The sequence below is a fragment of the Streptomyces sp. NPDC001732 genome, assembly GCF_053596315.1.
The window spans coordinates 1-18,309 of sequence record NZ_JBSFFY010000093.1 but is presented as its reverse complement, the minus strand read 5'-3'; the positions used below and the strand labels follow the sequence as shown (position 1 = coordinate 18,309).

The 18,309-nt window shown below is 69.0% G+C and carries 22 protein-coding genes and 1 pseudogene; 15 read left to right on the top strand and 8 right to left on the bottom strand.

The annotated features are described in order from the left end of the window. Positions 1-1,432: 1,432 nt before the first annotated feature. Together ACWCXX_RS37690 and ACWCXX_RS37685 are read right to left on the bottom strand one after the other, a co-directional pair. Complete coding sequence (locus ACWCXX_RS37690) at positions 1,433-1,927, bottom strand: DUF3237 domain-containing protein (protein WP_451135344.1); 495 nt, start codon at positions 1,925-1,927, stop codon at positions 1,433-1,435. 289 nt (positions 1,928-2,216) lie between these two features. After that, positions 2,217-2,786: a helicase associated domain-containing protein gene (locus ACWCXX_RS37685; RefSeq protein ID WP_451135342.1), complete on the bottom strand. Its 570-nt coding sequence runs from the start codon at positions 2,784-2,786 to the stop codon at positions 2,217-2,219. Between the two features lie 110 nt (positions 2,787-2,896). Here ACWCXX_RS37685 and ACWCXX_RS37680 point away from each other — a divergent pair, with 110 nt between their 5' ends. The 4 genes and pseudogenes from ACWCXX_RS37680 (at position 2,897) to ACWCXX_RS37665 (ending at position 5,111) form a co-directional block, all read left to right on the top strand. Further along, positions 2,897-3,226 carry a hypothetical protein gene (locus ACWCXX_RS37680; protein WP_451135340.1) on the top strand — a complete coding sequence of 110 codons (330 nt, stop codon included), beginning with the start codon at positions 2,897-2,899 and terminating at the stop codon, positions 3,224-3,226. A 29-nt stretch (positions 3,227-3,255) separates the two neighbouring features. After that, the gene (locus tag ACWCXX_RS37675; protein WP_451135338.1) at positions 3,256-3,708 is read left to right on the top strand and encodes a sigma factor-like helix-turn-helix DNA-binding protein; all 453 of its coding nucleotides are present in this window, start codon (positions 3,256-3,258) and stop codon (positions 3,706-3,708) included. Between the two features lie 124 nt (positions 3,709-3,832). Further along, a pseudogene (locus tag ACWCXX_RS37670) lies at positions 3,833-4,303 on the top strand (competence protein CoiA family protein); the annotation flags it as partial. Between the two features lie 220 nt (positions 4,304-4,523). Then, a complete protein-coding gene (locus ACWCXX_RS37665) occupies positions 4,524-5,111 on the top strand; it encodes a hypothetical protein (RefSeq protein WP_451135346.1) in 588 nt (195 codons plus the stop codon). Between the two features lie 63 nt (positions 5,112-5,174). Here ACWCXX_RS37665 and ACWCXX_RS37660 read toward each other — a convergent pair whose 3' ends face one another. From ACWCXX_RS37660 to ACWCXX_RS37650, 3 genes are all read right to left on the bottom strand, one after another. Further along, positions 5,175-5,768 (bottom strand): hypothetical protein, encoded by a 594-nt coding sequence (locus tag ACWCXX_RS37660; protein WP_451135336.1) that lies wholly within the window; start codon positions 5,766-5,768, stop codon positions 5,175-5,177. Positions 5,769-5,800: 32 nt separating this feature from the next. Next, positions 5,801-6,028 carry a hypothetical protein gene (locus tag ACWCXX_RS37655; RefSeq protein ID WP_451135334.1) on the bottom strand — a complete coding sequence of 76 codons (228 nt, stop codon included), beginning with the start codon at positions 6,026-6,028 and terminating at the stop codon, positions 5,801-5,803. Positions 6,029-6,681: 653 nt separating this feature from the next. Beyond that, a complete protein-coding gene (locus tag ACWCXX_RS37650; RefSeq protein ID WP_451135332.1) occupies positions 6,682-8,121 on the bottom strand; it encodes a competence protein CoiA family protein in 1,440 nt (479 codons plus the stop codon). A 312-nt stretch (positions 8,122-8,433) separates the two neighbouring features. Between ACWCXX_RS37650 and ACWCXX_RS37645 the strand changes: the two genes are divergently transcribed. The 9 genes from ACWCXX_RS37645 (at position 8,434) to ACWCXX_RS37605 (ending at position 14,500) form a co-directional block, all read left to right on the top strand. Next, positions 8,434-9,060, top strand: coding sequence for a hypothetical protein (locus ACWCXX_RS37645; RefSeq protein ID WP_451135330.1), 627 nt, complete (start codon positions 8,434-8,436; stop codon positions 9,058-9,060). 366 nt (positions 9,061-9,426) lie between these two features. Continuing rightward, on the top strand, positions 9,427-10,290 hold the full coding sequence (locus tag ACWCXX_RS37640; RefSeq protein WP_451135328.1) for a GNAT family N-acetyltransferase: 864 nt from the start codon (positions 9,427-9,429) through the stop codon (positions 10,288-10,290). A gap of 2 nt (positions 10,291-10,292) precedes the next feature. Beyond that, a complete protein-coding gene (locus tag ACWCXX_RS37635; RefSeq protein ID WP_451135326.1) occupies positions 10,293-10,730 on the top strand; it encodes a hypothetical protein in 438 nt (145 codons plus the stop codon). A 78-nt stretch (positions 10,731-10,808) separates the two neighbouring features. Beyond that, on the top strand, positions 10,809-11,225 hold the full coding sequence (locus tag ACWCXX_RS37630; protein WP_451135324.1) for a hypothetical protein: 417 nt from the start codon (positions 10,809-10,811) through the stop codon (positions 11,223-11,225). Positions 11,226-11,295: 70 nt separating this feature from the next. Then, the gene (locus ACWCXX_RS37625; protein ID WP_451135322.1) at positions 11,296-11,427 is read left to right on the top strand and encodes a hypothetical protein; all 132 of its coding nucleotides are present in this window, start codon (positions 11,296-11,298) and stop codon (positions 11,425-11,427) included. Between the two features lie 174 nt (positions 11,428-11,601). Next, positions 11,602-12,000 (top strand): hypothetical protein, encoded by a 399-nt coding sequence (locus tag ACWCXX_RS37620; RefSeq protein ID WP_451135320.1) that lies wholly within the window; start codon positions 11,602-11,604, stop codon positions 11,998-12,000. A gap of 547 nt (positions 12,001-12,547) precedes the next feature. Next, complete coding sequence (locus ACWCXX_RS37615) at positions 12,548-12,946, top strand: hypothetical protein (RefSeq protein WP_451135318.1); 399 nt, start codon at positions 12,548-12,550, stop codon at positions 12,944-12,946. 443 nt (positions 12,947-13,389) lie between these two features. Then, positions 13,390-13,830, top strand: coding sequence for a hypothetical protein (locus tag ACWCXX_RS37610; protein ID WP_451135316.1), 441 nt, complete (start codon positions 13,390-13,392; stop codon positions 13,828-13,830). 97 nt (positions 13,831-13,927) lie between these two features. Next, entirely contained in the window at positions 13,928-14,500 is a 573-nt protein-coding gene (locus ACWCXX_RS37605) for a transcriptional regulator (RefSeq protein ID WP_451135314.1), read from the top strand. A 110-nt stretch (positions 14,501-14,610) separates the two neighbouring features. Here the strand turns inward: ACWCXX_RS37605 and ACWCXX_RS37600 are convergent, their stop codons facing one another. Further along, on the bottom strand, positions 14,611-14,772 hold the full coding sequence (locus tag ACWCXX_RS37600; RefSeq protein ID WP_451135312.1) for a hypothetical protein: 162 nt from the start codon (positions 14,770-14,772) through the stop codon (positions 14,611-14,613). A gap of 500 nt (positions 14,773-15,272) precedes the next feature. Between ACWCXX_RS37600 and ACWCXX_RS37595 the strand changes: the two genes are divergently transcribed. Continuing rightward, complete coding sequence (locus ACWCXX_RS37595; RefSeq protein WP_451135310.1) at positions 15,273-15,563, top strand: hypothetical protein; 291 nt, start codon at positions 15,273-15,275, stop codon at positions 15,561-15,563. Positions 15,564-15,707: 144 nt separating this feature from the next. Here the strand turns inward: ACWCXX_RS37595 and ACWCXX_RS37590 are convergent, their stop codons facing one another. Together ACWCXX_RS37590 and ACWCXX_RS37585 are read right to left on the bottom strand one after the other, a co-directional pair. Next, a complete protein-coding gene (locus tag ACWCXX_RS37590; RefSeq protein WP_451135308.1) occupies positions 15,708-15,839 on the bottom strand; it encodes a hypothetical protein in 132 nt (43 codons plus the stop codon). 148 nt (positions 15,840-15,987) lie between these two features. After that, entirely contained in the window at positions 15,988-16,179 is a 192-nt protein-coding gene (locus ACWCXX_RS37585) for a hypothetical protein (protein WP_451135306.1), read from the bottom strand. A 411-nt stretch (positions 16,180-16,590) separates the two neighbouring features. Between ACWCXX_RS37585 and ACWCXX_RS37580 the strand changes: the two genes are divergently transcribed. After that, positions 16,591-17,886, top strand: a complete 1,296-nt coding sequence (locus ACWCXX_RS37580; protein ID WP_451135304.1) for a competence protein CoiA — start codon at positions 16,591-16,593, stop codon at positions 17,884-17,886. The last annotated feature ends 423 nt before the right edge of the window (positions 17,887-18,309 follow it).

Here is an 18,309-nt window from a genome sequence, read left to right as displayed (position 1 = left end):
CCGCCGCCTGGCTGTCGAGACCGAGAACTCCTCCGCCGCCACTTCCGCCAGGCCGGCAGCGGCAGACACGCCCGCGCACAGCCTGGCAGAAGGCCCCAGCGCCGGATCCACGCAGGACAAGGACGGCGGTCCACCCGCCGGGGCAAGCCCCGGCAAGATCCCGCAGGAGGGTTCCTGGACCAAAAAGAACGGGGCATCCGCCGCGTCCGTACCGGCAACCACACACGCTGCCGCCACTGCCGCGGCACCGGACCCTTCAACGGACCACGGCGACCCGGCTCCCCCGCAACCGGAGGCCCCGCAGCCGGCGGAGGAAGAAACTACTCCCGCGCAGGCAACACCCCTTCACCGGCGGCCAAAACTTGTGCTCGGGGCAAGCGCCGTAATCCTTCTCCTCACAGCCGCCGTGACAGGCATATCCCTGGCCCCCGACGATGACACCAGCAAGCCACACACACCCGCGAAACACACACCAGCCCCGTCAACAAAAACCAGCACACCCCGGGCCCACACACCCAGCACCCCAGCCACAAACAAAGCCTCCCCGGACAAAACGGCACAGACCCCGGCAGAGCACGCCCCACCGGACAGCACCCCCCGAGCCACGCCCCCGGGCCCGACCAAAAACAAGCAGCCCTCCAACAGCTCCAGGCCCCAGCCAACCCATCGGGAACCGACCAACTACGAACCCCCGCCGCCAGTCTTCACACCCTCTCCGTCACAGAGTGAGGACCCCTTCCCGGAAGAGACCTGCTGGGACGTCACCAACGACTGCCTGTGACCCCCCTCTCCCGCGACCAGCCCCCGGCCCCCGAGGCGGCACCCCCCCCCAGCGGACGACACGGAGCGAGCGGCAACGGGGAACACCCCGGTACGCGCATCCCGGGCCGTCAGGACGCGCAGGATGCCGCCCACGTACGCGAGGGGAAGAACCACCCACCCGACCCGGCACCGGGCCCGGCAAGCCACCCCGCAGGGCGGCAAGCCACCCCACGAAGAAGGCTTGCCGCCCGCTGTGAGAACTGCCCCCGTCCTCGCCCCGGCCCCCGACCGGGGTTGCACCGGAAGGGGGCTCTACCGGGGGCCGGAGGATTGCACCCGGCGGGGGACCGCAGGTGTGACCGCAGGTGTGAACCCCCCAAATCGGACACCGCTCGTTTCTGCAGATCAGACCCGGCGGGCAAGCCCCCACCCCACGCCGACACCTCTATCCCCGCGATAGCCAGGGGTAGAGGTACCCCCGGGGCAGGGGGCGGGGCGGCGCCGGGCCGGACGGCCGGGCCACGAAACACGACACGCGAAAGGGGCGGGCACATGCCCGCCCCTGATGAGGATCTTTGAACTTCCCCACTCCGCGCTCGGCGACGGCCCGGAGTTGCTCTCCGAAGCTCCCCAGCCCGCCTTCTCCCTTTGCGACTTGCCGCGATGGCGGTCACGCCACGGCGTAGAAGCGGATGGAGACTTCGGAGTCGCTGCCGCGGGCTAGCCCAATGAAGACGGTGCGGGCGAGCCAGAGGTGGGCGGGGGCGTCGGTGCGAAAGACCGGGGAAGTGCGGTAGTACACGCCTGCCTCGGACACCTGGAGGGCGCCTTCGTGCTGGGACGGACTGTCGGGGTCCTCCTCGTGGTAATAGCCGCGGTTGGTGATGTCGATGACCGCGCCGTCGTCGGCCTCCACGAGATAGCGGGCGTCGAGCTGATAAACGCCGCCGCGCTTGTCGCACCAGTCGCCGCCGCCGGCCAGGACGGTGCCGCGCAGGCGGGGGCCGTCGACGGTGCCGCCGGTGATGGGGACGAATTCGGTGGCTTCGCCGGCGCCGTGTCCGATGTGCCGGGCGGGGGCGAGGAAAGCGCGGACCTCGAAGGCGAAGTCGAGGGCGGGAGCGAAGCCCGGCCGGACGGCAGGCTGCGGGGCGGGGACGGTCATGGGACTCCGTAAGGCTGCGGGTGCCGATGCGGCGGTACGGCGGATCCTAAACGGGGCGCGGTCGGCCGCCGAGAGGCAGGGTCAACGGTGCTGACCGTTGCCGCCCCCTGCTGGCACTGACACGGCAAACCACTGCCATCACATGGCAGAACCCGCAGCCATCCCCGCCTCTGACTGCATCAACTGGCTGGCAATCCGCGCTCTTGCTGCTCCATCAACCAAGCGAGGAATGCGAGCGGGGCTGGCCGATTCCACAGATTCTCATCACCCCCTCCCGCCCCCTCCCCGACTACCAGCGCATCCCGAGCGCATCCAGGTCCGCCCGCCGCTGCTCGGTGAGCTTGTCGCCGCGCCGCCGGGCGTTGTCGACCCACGTACCGAGCTTCACCACCACAGCCTCGCCAGCGCCCCCCTGACGGTCCGACGCGCCCGGTTCGACCGCCAGGTGCTCGACGTGCTTCCGAGGCACCCGAAGGTGCCCCTCACGGGCGTGGAATGCCTGCGCGGCCCGGAGGCCGAGTGCCCATTTGGCGTCGTGCCCCCGCCCCGCCCGCTCTGCCCGCTCGTTCTTCCCGGCCGGTTCGATCCCGAGGCTCTCCAGCAGCAGCCGCTGCGCGGGCACCAGCCGCCCCCACTGGTCCGCGTCCCGCTGCGCGGTGACCCAGCGTCCGAGGTCTTCGCCCTGGACGACCACCGTCCCGGAGGTGGCCGGGAGCGCCCCACCGGCCCGGACGTGCGCCTGCACCAGGCGCAGACGGCGCTGCCATGTCGTGTCCCACGCCGGGCACCATCCCGGGTCGATCGCGTCCAGTTCGTCCTGCCTGATAGTGCTCCTACTGCGGCACCAGTGTGCCCACATACAACAATGCTCTCGACTTCCCGCCAGGGAAGCGGGGGCTTTTTTTGTACCCGCTCCCATCAGTAGGCCCCGGTTCCCGCCGGGGCTTCTTTTGTTTCCGGAGGTTCTTCGTGTTCGACCCGTGGTGGTTCGTGAGCGTGGCCTGTGTCGTCCTCACGGCGCTGGCAATCCTGGTGATCGCGGTCCTGGTGATCGCGCGGCGCGTGGTCGACAAGTCACGTCCGGAAGACCTCCCTGCCGTCCTGGCCGGGCTCGGCGATGTGGTCGCCAGCCTGGCCTGCTTCCTTCCCTGGGGGAAGACGCGGGAGAATCCCCCCTCCGAGCCAGCTCTTCCTCAGGGGAGCGAGGCCCTGCCCCCGCCGGTCACCATCGTGGCCGGCCAGCTGGCAGCCACCCCTGCACTCAACCCGCCCGCTCTTCCCGGGGAAGGGAACCGATGAGGCGTCAGCGTCCATACCGTGACCCCACAGTGGAGCGGGCGGACATCAGCAGCATCGGGCTTGCCCTGAACTCGATCAAGAACCGGCGTGAGATCGGCATCGTGGTCCTGCTCGTGATCTGGGGACTCTCGATGCAGGAAGCAGCCCGGCGCCTGGGCGTTACCGAGGAACAGGCCAGGGAACTGCTGTACAAGGCCCTGAGCCGACTGAGGCATCCCAGCAGCGCGCACCGCCTTCGCGAAGAGGTCGACGGCGATTTCGTAGCGCGGTCGCGGGAACTTCGCAGATGGGCCGACGCGGCAGTGCAGGCCATTGTCGTGACCTGCACCTGCGGCCGTAAGTTCCTGCCGGAAAACATCTTTATGACCACGGGCGGCCGCCCCAAACGCTACTGCTCAAACGCTTGCAAACAGGCCGCCTACCGCGCCCGCAAGAAGCAACGCGATTCCGTGAGCCCTGACAGTGCGGCGCAGCGGGTCTGAGTGGTCGCGAGGGCGTCCTCCCGGTGGAGGGCGCCCTCGTGCGGCCTGGGCTCCCAGGCCAGGGCGGCCCATATCCATGTAACCCTCTGTTGATTGTCAGTGGCGGGGCGTAGCGTCGGTGGGTATGGCTCATGGTGTGTTCCACAAGGAACTCGGGGCGATCAACCTCTCCGAGCTGGACCTCACCTCCGCCGGGGACCGGCGGTTGTGGGAGTCGCTGCACGGCAAGACCGTCAGAGGCGACCTGGAGTGCTTGGAGTGCCGGGAGAACGACCCGGGCTGCCCCCAATGGATGTTTCTCCGGCTCCAGAAAGGGCGTCCCGTCGCCGTCCACTACAGCACGGGCGTCCGGCATCCCACCGCCCCGGAAAGCCCGAGACACAAGGCACTCAAGGAACGCATCGCCCGGGTCGCGGAACGGGCCGGGTTCTCCGCCGACCTCGAAGCGTGCGCGCCCGACGGCCGCCGCCGCACCGACGTTCTTGTGCACGGCGAGAACGGACTGCAGCTCGGCTGTGAGATCCAGCTCTCCTACGCCACGGCCCACTCCGTGACCAAGCGCAGCGACATTGCCCGCGCCGACGGACTGACCCCGCTGTGGACCACCGACGACATCGGTGCGCCGCTGATCGAACGCACCCCCTGGGCCCGCATCGACAAGATGCCGCTGGAGGCCTTCTCCAGCGGCAACGCGCTCCTCATCCGCGGCGGGGTCAAGGACCTGAAGCTCAAGAAGTGCGACAGCCGCAACCCTCTGCCCTGCCCCGACCGGGGCTACGGACGCTGCAACCAAGTGGCACGGAACCTGGGTACCCGTGCTGGGAATGCACCTCGACCGGCTCGTCACGGCTGCGGCCGCCAACGAGTTCGTCCCGCTCTACATGCCCGCACAGCCCGGACGCCGCGCCCGGGCCGCACACCTGTGGGTCACCGCCCAGGACCGCGAGAGGTACCTCGACGCCACCAGCGACACCGTGGCCGAACCCGAACCGGGAACGGTCGACGACAACGACCCCGCGGAGCCAGGGCGCCTCCCCCTCAGCCGCCAGTGCGTCTACCAGGAACGGACAGAGGAGAAGGAACGCCGCGGACGCCTCCCCCGTGACACCAAGGCCCTCATGCCCGCTGGCATCACCCTCCACGACCCCGCCACTCTCGCCGCTCCCCGGGCAGACACGGAGAAGCCCGTTCCGGCCGAGGCACCACCCCCGCCCCCGCCGACCGCGCCGCCGGCGAATGCGCCCCGGAGGGACCGCCGGGCCACGGCAGTTTCCCTGGGCTGCGCGCCCGGGCACGTCGGTCCGTGCGCAGCCTGCCGCCAGCTCACCCACCGGTACGGAGTCGGAGGGAACCCCTTGTGCGGGCCCTGCCGGGACCGCCGCCGCGAGCACCGCAGGACCTGAACCGGGCCTGGTCGGCCGGGGGCCCGAGCTGGTGCTCGGGTCCCGCGGCCGCATCCGGGGTTCTCAGCATGCTGTGCTGTACCGGGAGGCGACTCCTTCCGGCTGGTAGGCCCGCTTCCATGCGTTCATCCACTGGTGGATCTCGGACTCGCGGGTCACGCCGCATGCCTTTACGAAGTGCAGCAGCACGACCTCGGTGCACGCGCGCTTGCCGCTGAGCACGTCCCCGATGGTGGTGCGCGGCAGGTAGCTCCCGCCCCCACCGGGGACAGCGGCCCGGTTGACGAGCTCGCGCAGGGACGGCTGCCCCGCGGCGATCCGGAGGCTCCGCATGGCCAGGAGGAGCTCGGCGGGCTCCGTCACGTAAGGGAGAGCCGGTGCGGTCCTCGGCAGGGAGACCCTGACACTCCGTACCTGGGTCGCGGCCCGGGCCGCGCGCCCCCAGAGCTTCCTGGCCTCGGACACCGACCCCTCGCAGGACCGGACATACGCTTCGACGGTCTTCCACGGAGGGAGGCTGCGGCCCTTGTCCGCCCGGCACAGTGCTGCCGCTGAAGCGGGGTGACCCAACTGCTTCGACTGGTGCGCCATCTGGCTGTAGGTGAACCAGGACGGGCGGAGCGACCGGAGCCACTCCGCCAGTTCCTTCCTGGTCACCTCAGCAGGGGCGCTCGTCCGGCGCCCCATCGTTATCGGCGGGTGGGAAAGAGGTTCATCAGCCGGCGAACCAGCTCGATGCCCAGGATGCCGCCGACGCCCACGGTGACGGCGGCCGTCTCCAGGGGCATGCCCGTGAGGATCAGGACGGTGAAGACACCGAGGACGAGCACCACCATGACGGCGGGGACGGCGGGCACCAGCTGGGAGACAGGGGACTTCTCCCCCTGAGTGCGTGCGGTGTTCGGATTGCGGTTCACGTTCACCTCTCGGTCGCGTAGTCAACTCGATCGGTGTCGTTGCGATCTCCCGGCCTGGCAGGGCCAGGGAGATCCGACACCTCCCGCAAATTCTCCCGTCGTGCAAGCGCCGCGCCTAGCAAGTACGAGTCGAAGTACCGGGACATCACGGGGCAGTTGAAGCCTGGAGCCATGCCTCTCGACGGCCTTCATCCCTCTGACCTGCGACAGACCGGGAAGAGCCGTTCCACGAGAAGGTGGGACGAACTGAAATGGGCTGTAGCGGGAGACCCCGGAGTGGAGGCACTCTCTACCTGTTCACACACACATAATGTGGTAGGGAGAGGACTATGTGAGGTCATGGGGAGCCGCATCGCTGCGCCGTACCTGCGAGACGTATGCCCTCTGTGCACGGGGAGACGCGTCGCGTTTCTGTACTGCAGCACGCCTGTCTTTTTTAGGAATAAGGCACCCTTATGTCCTTTTTGATAGGCGGGTACTGGGCCCCTTCATGCCCTCTTCTTCCTCTCCTTCGGTCGTCTCGGCCGTAGTCAACTCGATATGCACCAACTGGGTCAGAACTCGTGGCAGCGGGTTCCCCCGAACACACACGTCGTCAGGGTTCCGGGTGTCTCCGGGTCCTGGCGGCGTTGTTGTGCGCCGGGCAGGACCGTTTACGACTGGCCGGCGAACCCGAAGTGAGTGATGCGAGCGGCCCGCAGACCGCCTCCCTCCAGGGCTTGTGCTTCCCGCCCATCGCGGACGAACACCTGGTGGTAGACCAGCTGAGGGGAGAGCGGAAGCAGCTCCGGGCAGGGCCGCACGATTCCGTACAGGCGGCTGGAGGCGTGGACCGGGACTCCGTAGGCGAAGCTCGCCGCGACCCCGCCGCCCTCGGGAATCCGCACCCGGAGCCTTTCGCGCTCCCACGCGGCGTCGAAGACGGCCCTGAACAGCTCCTCCACCTGGGAGCGGGACAGCCGCGCCCACCATGCCTCCGCCACGGCGTGTGCCCGCACCTCCAGTTCCTGCATGGCAGCCCGCTGCTGGGCCTCGCGCTCCTGCGCCAGCGCGAACTCCCGCTCCCGGCGTTCCCGGCGCTCCCGGACCTCCGCCCGGTGGCGGGCAATCTCCTCGTCGCGTTGCGCCCGGGCCCGGCGGCTGTCCGCCTTCTGCTCGCGTTTTTGGGCCTCCTTCTGGTCTCTGATCTCCTGGCGCCTCTTCTGCGCCTTCTGGCCCGCCGGCGAGGCCAGCCAGGCCTTGCGGCGTGCCCGGGACGCGTCCTCCAGCTCCTGTCTGCGGGCCTCCCGCCGCCGAGCGGCCTCCTCCCGCTGCAGCCGTTCCCGTTCGTGTGAGTTCTGCGCCTCGGCGGACTGACGGGACGTCCACCACAGATCGCGGAGGAACCAGCGGCTCTCCCCGTCAACAGACCGCAGCACCTCGCAGTGGTGCGGCAGACTCCGGCACGGACGCAACTGCCCGCGGAGCGCCCACCTCACGAACTGGGCGAGCTCCGCCTCCTGGAAGACCCACCTGCCGGAGGCGAAGCCCCCGAGCCCGTCGTCCACGACCCAGGACTCACCGTCCTCCTCGGGCGCCCGCACCCGGACGGAAGGAACGGACCCCAGCCACACCGGCGGCCGCTTGTGGGGAGAAACCCAGCACACCGCGACCTCCTCGGCCGTGTACCGGTCGGTCCGCGCCGTGATGTCCTCCACCGTGATCGGGGACAGCTGAGCCTCCCACGCCATCCGCCGCTCGCCGTCGGGCGAGACCGCCATCACATCGGCCCGCCACGAGCCGTCGGCTGCCGCGACCTCAAGCTCGGCGAACCAGCCGGCCGCGCGGATGGCCCCGGCCATCTCCAGCTTGAGCATGTGGTGTTCCCAGGACTCGTTCGCCAGTGAGCACTCCGGCGGCCGCCCGCTGTCATGGCAGAAGAACCGCACCCGGCTCGGCGAGTGCTTGGCGTGCACACCCCACGCGCATTCGGGGCAGGTGAGGGCGACGCGGGGCGAGACCTTGTAGACCCGGGACCACTCCAGACCGGCCCCGAGACCGGGCTGGGTGGCGTCAAGGCGGCCCGCTTCTGGGTGGAGAGCAACGAAAGGCATGAGAATCGCTCCTCCTGCATGATCTGGCCCGGATGGCGGCCAACCTGACGGGACAGGGGACATCGGTCAGCTCTGACAGTCGCGTTCCGAGCGACGGGATGCCGCAGATAACCTCGTCTTTGGCCGTAAACCACTCCTTGAACCCGCAGACGCGAGTGCATCCCGTCACCCTCGCGTCGGCCCACGAGAGGTGACTGGCGTCCCGGCCGGCTTCCGGCGCCGACCCGCCCCAGGCGTGCCGCGGCGCTGTCCGGATGCGGATGGCTGATCTCTATCTCGCACTGCCCGGACGGCGGCCGTCACAGTGGCGCGATGGACGCAGGACTCGCCGCCGTGCTCGGCGCCACCGTCGGATCCCTCGGCACAGCGGTGACGGGTGCCACCGCAGCACTCCTCAGCCGCAGTACCGCCCGTCACCAGACCAGGACCGAGACCCTCCGGGCCCTACGAGAGGCGAGACGGACCACCTACACCAGCTTCGCCGAGACGTCCGGGCGCTACAAAGACATGCTCGCCACCACGCTCATCCCGCTCGGACGCGTCGATCGGTTCCCGGAGCAGCGCGAGGAGTGGATCGAGGACGCGCACAAGCGTTGGAAAAAGGCGCTCAGGTTCCGGCAGATGGAGTTTGACCGGCAGCGGATCCTTCTGCACCTGGACGCCACGCGCCCAGTGGCTGATGCTGCGACGGAGCTGAGGAAGAGGTTTGTTCTCCTCAGCAGGGCGACCTGCCGGGCCATCGAGGCCCACAAGGGGGAAGACCTGGATACCGGCCCGCTCACGCCGCCATCACCCAGCTATGCCGAGCTCCTGTCCAGCGAGGGCCTGGACCCGGAGAGGCCCGACCTCAACCTGCTGCAGTCGCGGGCAGACGATGCGTACAACGCCTTCCTGGGCGCGGCAGCTGCCGACCTCGGGGAGAACGGGCTCCTGGTTTGACCGCAGCCAAACCCTCCTCCCGCCGCCAGCCGCCCCGGGCCTCCGCAGGGTCGGGGGCCCGTGTCAGGGGCCCAGAAGGACGTACGGCGGTTCCAACGGACGGCCCCCACACCGGTGAGCCGTCCGCCGGCTCGCCCGCGGCCAGGCGCTCCCGCCCCCTACGCTCTGTCCGACCGGCTGCACGGGAATCAGGGACGGCCGTGACGGCCGTCACGGCCGGTCTGAAGCCGCAGCGTGCCAGAACAACGACCGGTTCGTTGAGGGGGTATGGGACGAGCATCGCGAGCGCGAGCCGCTGTTCGAGCACAGCGCACCACGAACGGCGGATTACTGATCCGTGAGCCGAGGGCGGCCGACGAGGATGCCGTGGCGGAACTGCTGGGCAGGGTGGAGTTCATCCGACCGGACACCGGCCCGGAACTCGCCCGCCTGGCAGCTCATCGGCAAAAGCTTGATCCCTCGTGCGGTGTGCGCTCGGCGTGGATCGCCCAGCGCCGCCGGGGCGAGGTCGTGGGGGTGCTGTCGGCTGCTCCGCCGCTGGGCTGGATCGGCTCGATTAAGCTCCTGAGCCCGGAGCACCGTTCGTGGGTGGCCCAGCAGGTGGTGGAGATGGAGGCCTTGTCGGTGGCCCCGCAGGCCGGCGGATGCCGCCTGGGGCACCGGCTGATCGAGACAGCCGTCGCGCACTACGCCTCTCTGGACTACCGGCTGATGCTGGGGACGTTCACCACCAGCACCCTGTTCCTGGTGCCGTACTACCAGCAGGCAGGCTTCACCGTGCTGGGACCGGGCGAAGGGATCGCGATCGCTGACCCGCTGGGCATGATCCTGCACCGGCCCGCCGAACCGCACGTCGTGCAGATGTGGAAGCCGCTGCACCAGGCCGTCACGGTGCTGGAGACCCGCATGCCGGACGGCGCGCCGCTCCGGCTGCTCACCGAGGTCCTGGTGCCGCCCTCCGATGCTCCCCAAGCGATCCAGCACGATGACGGAAGCCTGACGTTCAAGGGCGGCGGGGTGAGCCAGACCTTCGACGCGTACACGGCGGGGATGCTGAAGCGGATGTACCGGACCCCGGTCACCGAGGACGAGGTCCAGGCAGGCATGGCCGAAGCCCTGCAGTACAACATGGAGCCGATCCTGGCGGCCAAGCTCCGCAAGGCATCGGGACGCTCCCTGCCCGACCTCATGGGCGCTGCCCGGCGCGCCGGGGCCAGGGCGGGACGGTGAACATGCCGGGTCCCGAGCCGGTACGGCTGCACAGCGAGACGGGCGGGCCGGACGTGATCGTCATCTCCCACGACCCCATCACCGACCCTCGCCTCTCCGCGACCGATCTCGGCGTGTACCTGCGCTGCCGGTGGCTGCTGGACATCTGCGCCCCGTACGGCGATCTGGACTGGCTGATTGCCGAACTGAGCATGCCGGATACGGAGACCCGTGAGTCTGTCCGACGACTGGTCGACCTCGGGTACCTCGAAATGCTCGGAGCCGACGAGGTCGAATTCCATACCGCGCTTGCTGTGAGCCAGCGGCTCCGGGACGCCATCGAGGCGACGATCGACGACCTGACGCCGAGCGAGCGTGCCGGGGTTGCCCGACTTGCTGATCTCGTGGACCGAAGGCTGAACCTGGCGGTGCAGAAGCGGTCTGGTCTGTCCGGTGGGTAGGGGGTGTCGTCTCGGGAGATGGGTGCCGTCTCAGGGGCAGCGACAGCAACTACCTCAAGGCCAGCCAAAGGAGGACGCGTGACCCGTGAGCTGTTCCTGGTGTGCCAGGGCTGCGGACACAGGATTTCCGACGATGCCGGGTACCTGTGGGCCCACACCGCCGAAGTGAACGCGGTCCAGCGAGAGTGGAAGGCGCAGCACGCCCGGGCCGCCGACAGGGCTCTCGCCATGGACCTTGTGGATCTGCTGGAGGGGCCGGATCAGGCGCGTTGGCAGGCCACCCACGTGGGCTGCGACCCGGAGCGTGGCGGGAGCCACTACCGCGTTGCCGCCGGGAAGCTCCGCACCCGGGCCGACCTTCTGGACTGGACTGCCCACCTCATGGAGAAGAACTGGCTGCCCGCCACCGACTGGCACGATCTCCTGAGAGAAGCCCGAAAGGGAGGCGAACGCCTCGCTGTGATCGCCCCAGAACCCAGCCGAGGACCCCTCTGAACCCAGAAGGCCTGGTCAGGATCAGCGATTCCGCTGCCGCTCTCGTCCCCGAGCGGAAGACACCGTGTTGATGGAGGAGCCATGGAAGCGGCGGATCGCCGACGAGCGCACCGCGCAACTCCGGGCCGAGCTGGCCGCGCAGTACCCGGAGCTGGCCGCCGTATCCGGGTCCGTCGACCTCAGCGGCCCCGCGCCGTTCTGAGCGCCTGTCACCCGCTCCGGGGTCGGGATCCCCTCGGAGCGGGTGTCCTGTGCCACCGATCCTTGACCGATTGCCACTGAAGTTGGACCACTGCGCGGTTCGTGCCATCGAACCTTGACCGCCCCGGTCAAAGCCCCACGAGGCGGTGTCAGTCCCCTGCCGGATGATCCGGCCATGCTGATAGCAACCAACGAGCGCGGCCACGTGGTGAAACGCGCCACCAAGCCCGCCATCGGAACGATGCTGGCCAACCTGCGGTGGGGCAACGCCCACATGATCGTGGAGCGGGTGGACGAGGAGCAGCCTGGCAGCTGGTACATCCAGGTCCTGCTGCGTGAGAACAACTCCTACCAGCTCGAATACCGGGACGGCGTGGCCGAGCAGCACTTCCAGACCATGACCGTTTCCCAGGAGAAGGTCCTCGCGGCGCTGCTCGGCTGGGCAGCCGCGAAGCCGAACTGGCCGGACGGCTTCATGTGGAACAACATCGGCGAGCAGTTCAGCTCCAGCTCCCGGGCAGCACCGGAGCCCGCTGACGGTACGAAGCAGCCAGCGGACCCTGGAGCAGTCTGACCAGGGCGGTCAAGGTTCGATGGCACGAACCGCGCAGTGGTCCAACTTCAGTGGCAATCGGTCAAAGATCGGTGGCACAGGACAGCGGGGTCCGTTCGCGGCTCAGAGGGGCGTACGGCGCCCGCGTGGGGGTGTGCGCCGGGGTCAGGGGAGCTGTCCCGTCTCAAATGATCTAGTCCGTGCGCAGGGGTGTGGCCTGCGGCGACCAGATCGTTTGAGACGGCTGCCGGGCGGAAATCTCAGTTGATCGGGTCCCGGAACGACGGGTGGGGACTGCTGTCTCAGTTGATCGGGCAGTTGGTTACACGAAGTCCCCGAACGAGAGCTGCTACTCGCTGTCCATGGGCGGTTCAGGACGGCTCAGCGGGTACTGCCAAGATGCATTGCTATGCAACCCGAGGTCGTAGCAGCACTCATCGGCGCCCCAACCGTTCTAGTCACCGCCGCTGCTGCATGGGCAGCAGGTCGGGCGGGAGGCCGCGGTGCCCATCACGGGCCGATCGACGCTGTCCGGCGCACAGCCCAACGTGACGCGTACGCCGAGTTCATGAGGGCCGCCCGCCGCGTCAGTCATGCCACGATGACGATGGGGCAAGCAGTTGCCAGGATGAATGCATCCGGCGGTAGTGAGCTGCGGCGCGACGACGGACAGAGCATCTCGCAGGTGGCTCAGGAGGTGCGGCTCGCTGCCGAGTCTATGAACGATGCAGGCGATCTGGTCTTGCTTGAAGGTCCTCCCGGCGTGATCGCTGCCGCCGAACGCCTCATGGCAGCAGGGGCGGTCCTGAGTGTGGAGTCCCTCTCACCAGGCATGCCCCCGGGCCGCAGCAGGGAAGAGGAACGCCAGACGTTCGCCCTGGCTTTCCAGGCGTTCTCTACAGCGACCAAGGAGTTCATCAGCGCGGCACAGAAGCATCTGAACGGCCACGCTCAACCACACACGTGACTGGCTGAGTCCAGTCTCGGTTGACGGCCTGCCACTCCTCACAGATGGCAACACCGACGGGCCCGATCATCTGAGACGGGGGCCAGGTCGCCGGAAACGGGACAGGAGCGGGCCCGAGCGCGGAACCCCCTGCTGCAGGGGAGGTTGGGCCGTGTCACGCTGACGGAGCGTGAGCGTGACACGAGTGTCACGCTCGCCTCTGGAAAGTGTCACGCCGCCCATGAAAAGTGAATGTATGTCCGATTTTAGGGCTCCTCGGGCTCGCCTCCGGGGTAGTTCGGCGGCCCGAGCGTGACACCCCGGAGGCCACGCGCGCACCCTCACGCCCAGCACGGAACGTAACTGCCCTGCCGGTGGGGCGTTCCCGTCGCGCGGTGCGGCCGGAGCCCCCGCCCCGATGCCCGTCCTCCGTCCACGGACCCGCAGCCGCAGAGTGCTGACCCATGACCACACACACCCTCACCGCCCGGTTCATCACCCGACTCAGGACCAGGAGGGCCCGCTGCATCTGGCACTGGCACAGCCTCACCCCCGAGCAGCAGCACCAGCTGCTCGCCCACTACCCCCACAACCCCCGGGCCCAGGCCCGCCTCCTCCTGGACCGCCTGCACCACATGGACCGCATGGTGACCTCCACCGGCGACCTCCGCCTCCTCGTCGCCGAGCTCTGCCTGCACCCGTGGGCGGTTCGCTGGCTCGCCCGCGGCTGGGTACTCCCGATCGGCTGGGACCGCCGTACCCGGCTGCGGGCGCACACCCTGCGCCTGGTGTGCCAGGGCTGCAGGGACACCCGCGAACTCTGGCTGGCACGGCAGGAGGCGTGGGCCGAGGCGGCCCACGCACGGCAGGTGCGCCGTGAAGCCCGCCGGGCAGCAAAGGGCTAACACCCAAAAATCCCCACACTCCACTATAAACAGAGCAACAAGGTAGAATCTCAACTAGCCGGTAAAACAAGGAAGTTCAGAGAAAAGAGGTGCAAGCATGCCGGAGAAGAACATCGACTTCGGGAAGTTCGGCGCCCGGGGCATCAAGGGCACCGACGCCGTCGTCCGCCAGCTCGACCGGCTGGCCGGCGGCATCGCCACCCCCGTCACCGCGAAACGCGGCCTGATGGCACGCCTGCACTACCTCACCAGGACCGACCACAGCCGCGCCGCGGCCCGGGACGCCGGCCTCACCGTCACCGACCGCACCTTCAGGGCCTGGCTCGACGGCGGGCGCCAGCCCTCGCGGGCCAACCTCGACCGCATCGACGCCGCCTACCGCCAAGTGCGCCGCCACAACGTCGCCCGGCACCTCCTCACCCGGCTGAACGCCGCCGGCGGCACCCGGGTGGAAATCCACCCCCTCAACCAGCCCCAGGTCGCCCGACCGCTCCAGCGGGTTGTCGAGTACCGCACGATGAACATCCGCCGCTGGGACCGCATCGTTAAGGCCTGGGCCACCGGCGACCACCAGGGCCTCGACGACGCCTGGACCCTCGACGTCCTCCCGGACCTCGGCTCGCAGTGGGGCCAGTACGAGTACGTCACCAACATCGGATTCGCCGCGTAGACCCCCTGAGCACCCATCAGCCCTCCCGGGCCTCCCCAGGTCTGGGACGGCTCGCGTTCACGCCCCAGAAAGCCGGGAGCCCTAACCGGGCCCGTCGTCGTGTACGGATGTCAGGAGGCCGTACGGATGCCCTGGAAGCCGGGCCCGAGGTTGCGGCGCTTCGGCGGCCTGTGCGCGGCGGGCACCGACGGTGCGGTGGCGCCCGGCTCCGGCGCCCGGCTCTCGGCGGCGATGCCCAGGCACCGACGGGCGCCGTTGGTAGCGTCCGCCACGGCGGCAAGTACCTGTGTCAGCTCGGGGTCGGCACGTCCAGGGCCTCGGTGAGGGCGTCGACCGCGTCGAGGCCATTCTCGGCGTTCGTTTCTCTCAATACACGCCCTGCCGCACCGCGTCTCCAAGGTGCTTGACAGGGACGACGAGTTGCGGCAAACTCGGCGCCCGTAACTGAGTGACACACAGTCACAAAGTTGAGCCGCAGGCCTCCCTGCGTGCGTCGCCCTGCCCGGGCAATGCACTGGAGGCACTTCGGTGTGCACAACCATGTTTCACCGGGGCTCTTAATGCCCCATGCCAAAAACCTCATATTGAGAACGGCCCTATCTCCACGAGCAGACGGGGCCGTTTTGCTGTCCGCACGCAGGAGTCCTCCTGCGGCCATGAGGTTTCCGAGCTGAACGTCGCCCCACTCAAGGGTGCCGTCGTGCTGCCCGGGCTCGTCTCACCGTCCACCCTGGCGTCCGGGATCCCGGACGCCCAAAAATAGGAGACCGACATGTCCGTCACGCCCAACTACGTCCTCGTCTTCCCGGCCAACCCGTCCCTCACTCCGATCCCCATGCCCGTCCCGGCCAGCGCCCCTCCCCACCCCCAGCCCGGACACCAGGACCGGGACTGGGCCCTGTGGCCACTGCTGCTCCTGACGCTTGTGCTCCTGCTGGAGGCTGTGAGCGCCGGCCTGGTGTATCTGCTGTGGAAGCACCCAGCCCTCACCGACCCCGTCGCGGCCGCCGGCACCGTCGCGGGAGCCATCGTCGCAGCCGTGGCCATCATCAACCGCCGATAAGGCCCCGGTTCAGAGGCACACTGGCCGCAGAGCACTGCTCACTCGCCGCCGATGCGTTCTCCAAGCGGACCCGCTCGGAGAACGCATCGGCGTAGATCAGCTCGGTTCGCCGACGCCCCGGGAAGACTGGCCTCGGCGTGCCGCTCAACTCCGGGTGCGGCCCACCCCCACAACGCCACCGCCGTCCTGATGCTCCAGGACCTTCTCTCCGTAGCCGGTGGTGCCGATGCCGTCCCAGAAGCGGCGACTGTAGACGCCCACCCAGAACTGCGCCACGGCCGGGCCGGATCCGTTTGCGACGGATCCGGCCCGGCCGTCAGTGAACGCCGCCGACGTCGAGCTGCACGCGGAGATCCGCAGGATGCTGCACGGCCTGGGTGATGAGGAACAACGGCGTCCGATCGTGCGCCTGCACCTCCTGGTCTCAGGAAGACGACGACATCAGGAAGCCGACCACCACGAGCCCGAGGGTGGCCACACCCAGAAAGGCTGTGCCGCCAGAACCCAACCCGGCCAGCACGGTCGCGCCTCGCGAAACGACCACGATTCCGGACACCAAAGCAGCAATCAGTGCCACACACAGCACAACAACAATCGAGAGGACCTTGACGGTCATGAGACCTCTCCCTTTTCAGGCACATGGAGGGGAGGTCAGTTCCGATGCCAGCAGGCAGCCGAGAGCCCGACCACCCCTGTTGACGAGAACAGACGTGATCACGCGCGCACGGCCGAATCGCGCACACAGATGGCGGCTGCCTGCTCTCGTCGCCCCGTCACGGACATGTGCGGGCTGCCTCGGAACAGCAGGTCATTCGGATCACTAGTTCGGCGGATCCATCACCAACCCCCTCAACGCCCAAGCTCCGCAATCCATTCCCGCTCGGAGGGCGGAAAGATCTCGGTGTCCGCGACGGCCAGGCGGTGCAGCGGCCGGGGCCGGTCAGGACCGGCCGGAAAGGCGCTGGGTTCCCGCCCTTCTGCGGGATTCGCGGCACAAGATCGTCTCAGTGTGGGGACGCTGGCTGCCGTGGGGCAACGCGAGGGGGGCCTGATGGGGTACACCGCCGTACACCCGGTGTGGGGTCGGCTGGACGCGTCCATGGACGATCTCGGGTGCGGCCGCGCCTGGACGGACGTCCACCGGGTCAAGGGGCTGCTTCTGGCGTGTCCGGAGTGCGGCGGCCGGGTCTTCGCCCGGGCCTCCAGGCAGGTCATCCGGCACTTCTACCACCAGGTCCGGCCCGTGAACTGCGAGCTGGCGAACGAGTCAGCGGAGCACCACCTCCTGAAATTGGAGCTGGCCATGGCCGCTCGGGCGGCGGGTTGGCGAGCCGAACTGGAGGTGAGCGGCGAGGCCCGGAACTGGCGGGCCGACGTGATGGTCTTCGACGAGCACGACCGCCCCTTCATGGCGCTGGAGGCGCAGCTGTCGCCCATGACGCAGGAAGAGGCGCAGATGCGTACGGACCGCTATGCCCGGGACGGTGTGGCGGTGTGCTGGGTCGCCCTGCAGGACCGGCCGTGGGAACGCGTCGTGCCCTCGCTGAGGGTGCGCTCTCCGCATCAGCGGGGCGAGAGCTGGACGGTGTGGCACGGGATGGCGCGCTACGCCTGGGCGCCGCGCGCGCTGAAGGCGAAGGCGAAGTGGGTGCACATCACCTGCCCGCTCGGCGACGCGGTCAAGTGGATCCTCGACGGGCGGGTGTGTGCCCACACCGGGCTGAACGGCACGGTGTGGTGGACGGCGCCCGCGTACGAGCACCTGGCCGTTGCGCGTGCCCGGATGGAAGCCGATGCCGAAGCCGTCGGGCGGGTAGAGGCTGCCGAGCGCCGTCGTCGGGAAGCCGAGCAGCGGGCCGCGGCCGCCGAGCGGCGGGAGCTGGAGCGGCAGGCGGAACTGCAGGAGCGACGGGCGGAGCTGCAGCGGCTGGCAGGCTTCTTCCAGCACGCGGGGCTTGACGCCGGGGTGTGGGAGTCCTTCGCCCAGATGGTCCGTTCCGCCTCGGGCAAAGCGATCCTGTACGGCGATCAGAGCCCTTCTCGTGGCAACGGGCTGCTCGTCTACGCCCGGCCGCAGTGGACGAGCGACACGTTCAAGCTGGCCGGGGTGGTCTGTCCTGATCCCGGAGCACTCGTCGAGTGGCCGGCGGAACTGACGATCCTGGTCCCGGACCAGACGTGGCTCTCGCGCATCCAGGCCGCCGCCCGAACCCCGCTGAAGGTCGCGGTGCTGAACCCGGCCACCGGACGCACCACCTTCACACGCGTCGGCCCGACACCAGATGTTGCCCCTGCTGGACCTAGCGGACCTGATGGGATGTGACATGCGACGGCGCTCAGCCCGTACCGCTACAGGGTGAGCGCCGTGCACATTCGGGTGTTCTGCCCCGCCGGTTTCCGGTACACCGAGGACCGGAAACCGGCATGAGTGCACCCGCACAAGGTGGGACTCGCGCCGGACTGGAACGCCCCGATCAGCATGGACGTCCGCCTCGTCGCCACTGATTGAAATGACAAGGTGGGCCGCCCACGAGATTCTCCGGGGCGGCCCACCCGGCTACCCGCGGGAGCGCGCTCCCGCCTGGGCTTCCCCGACTACGGTCACCGCTCCTCCAATGGTGGCGACGGCGGTCGCGGCCTCGGCGTTGTGCGTCAGGGGGCGGGGGTGTAGGTGACGGGGGTTCCGCCGCAGCTGGCCGCGATGTCCAGGAGCCGGTCCTTCTCGAGCTCGTCCACGGCCAGGTCC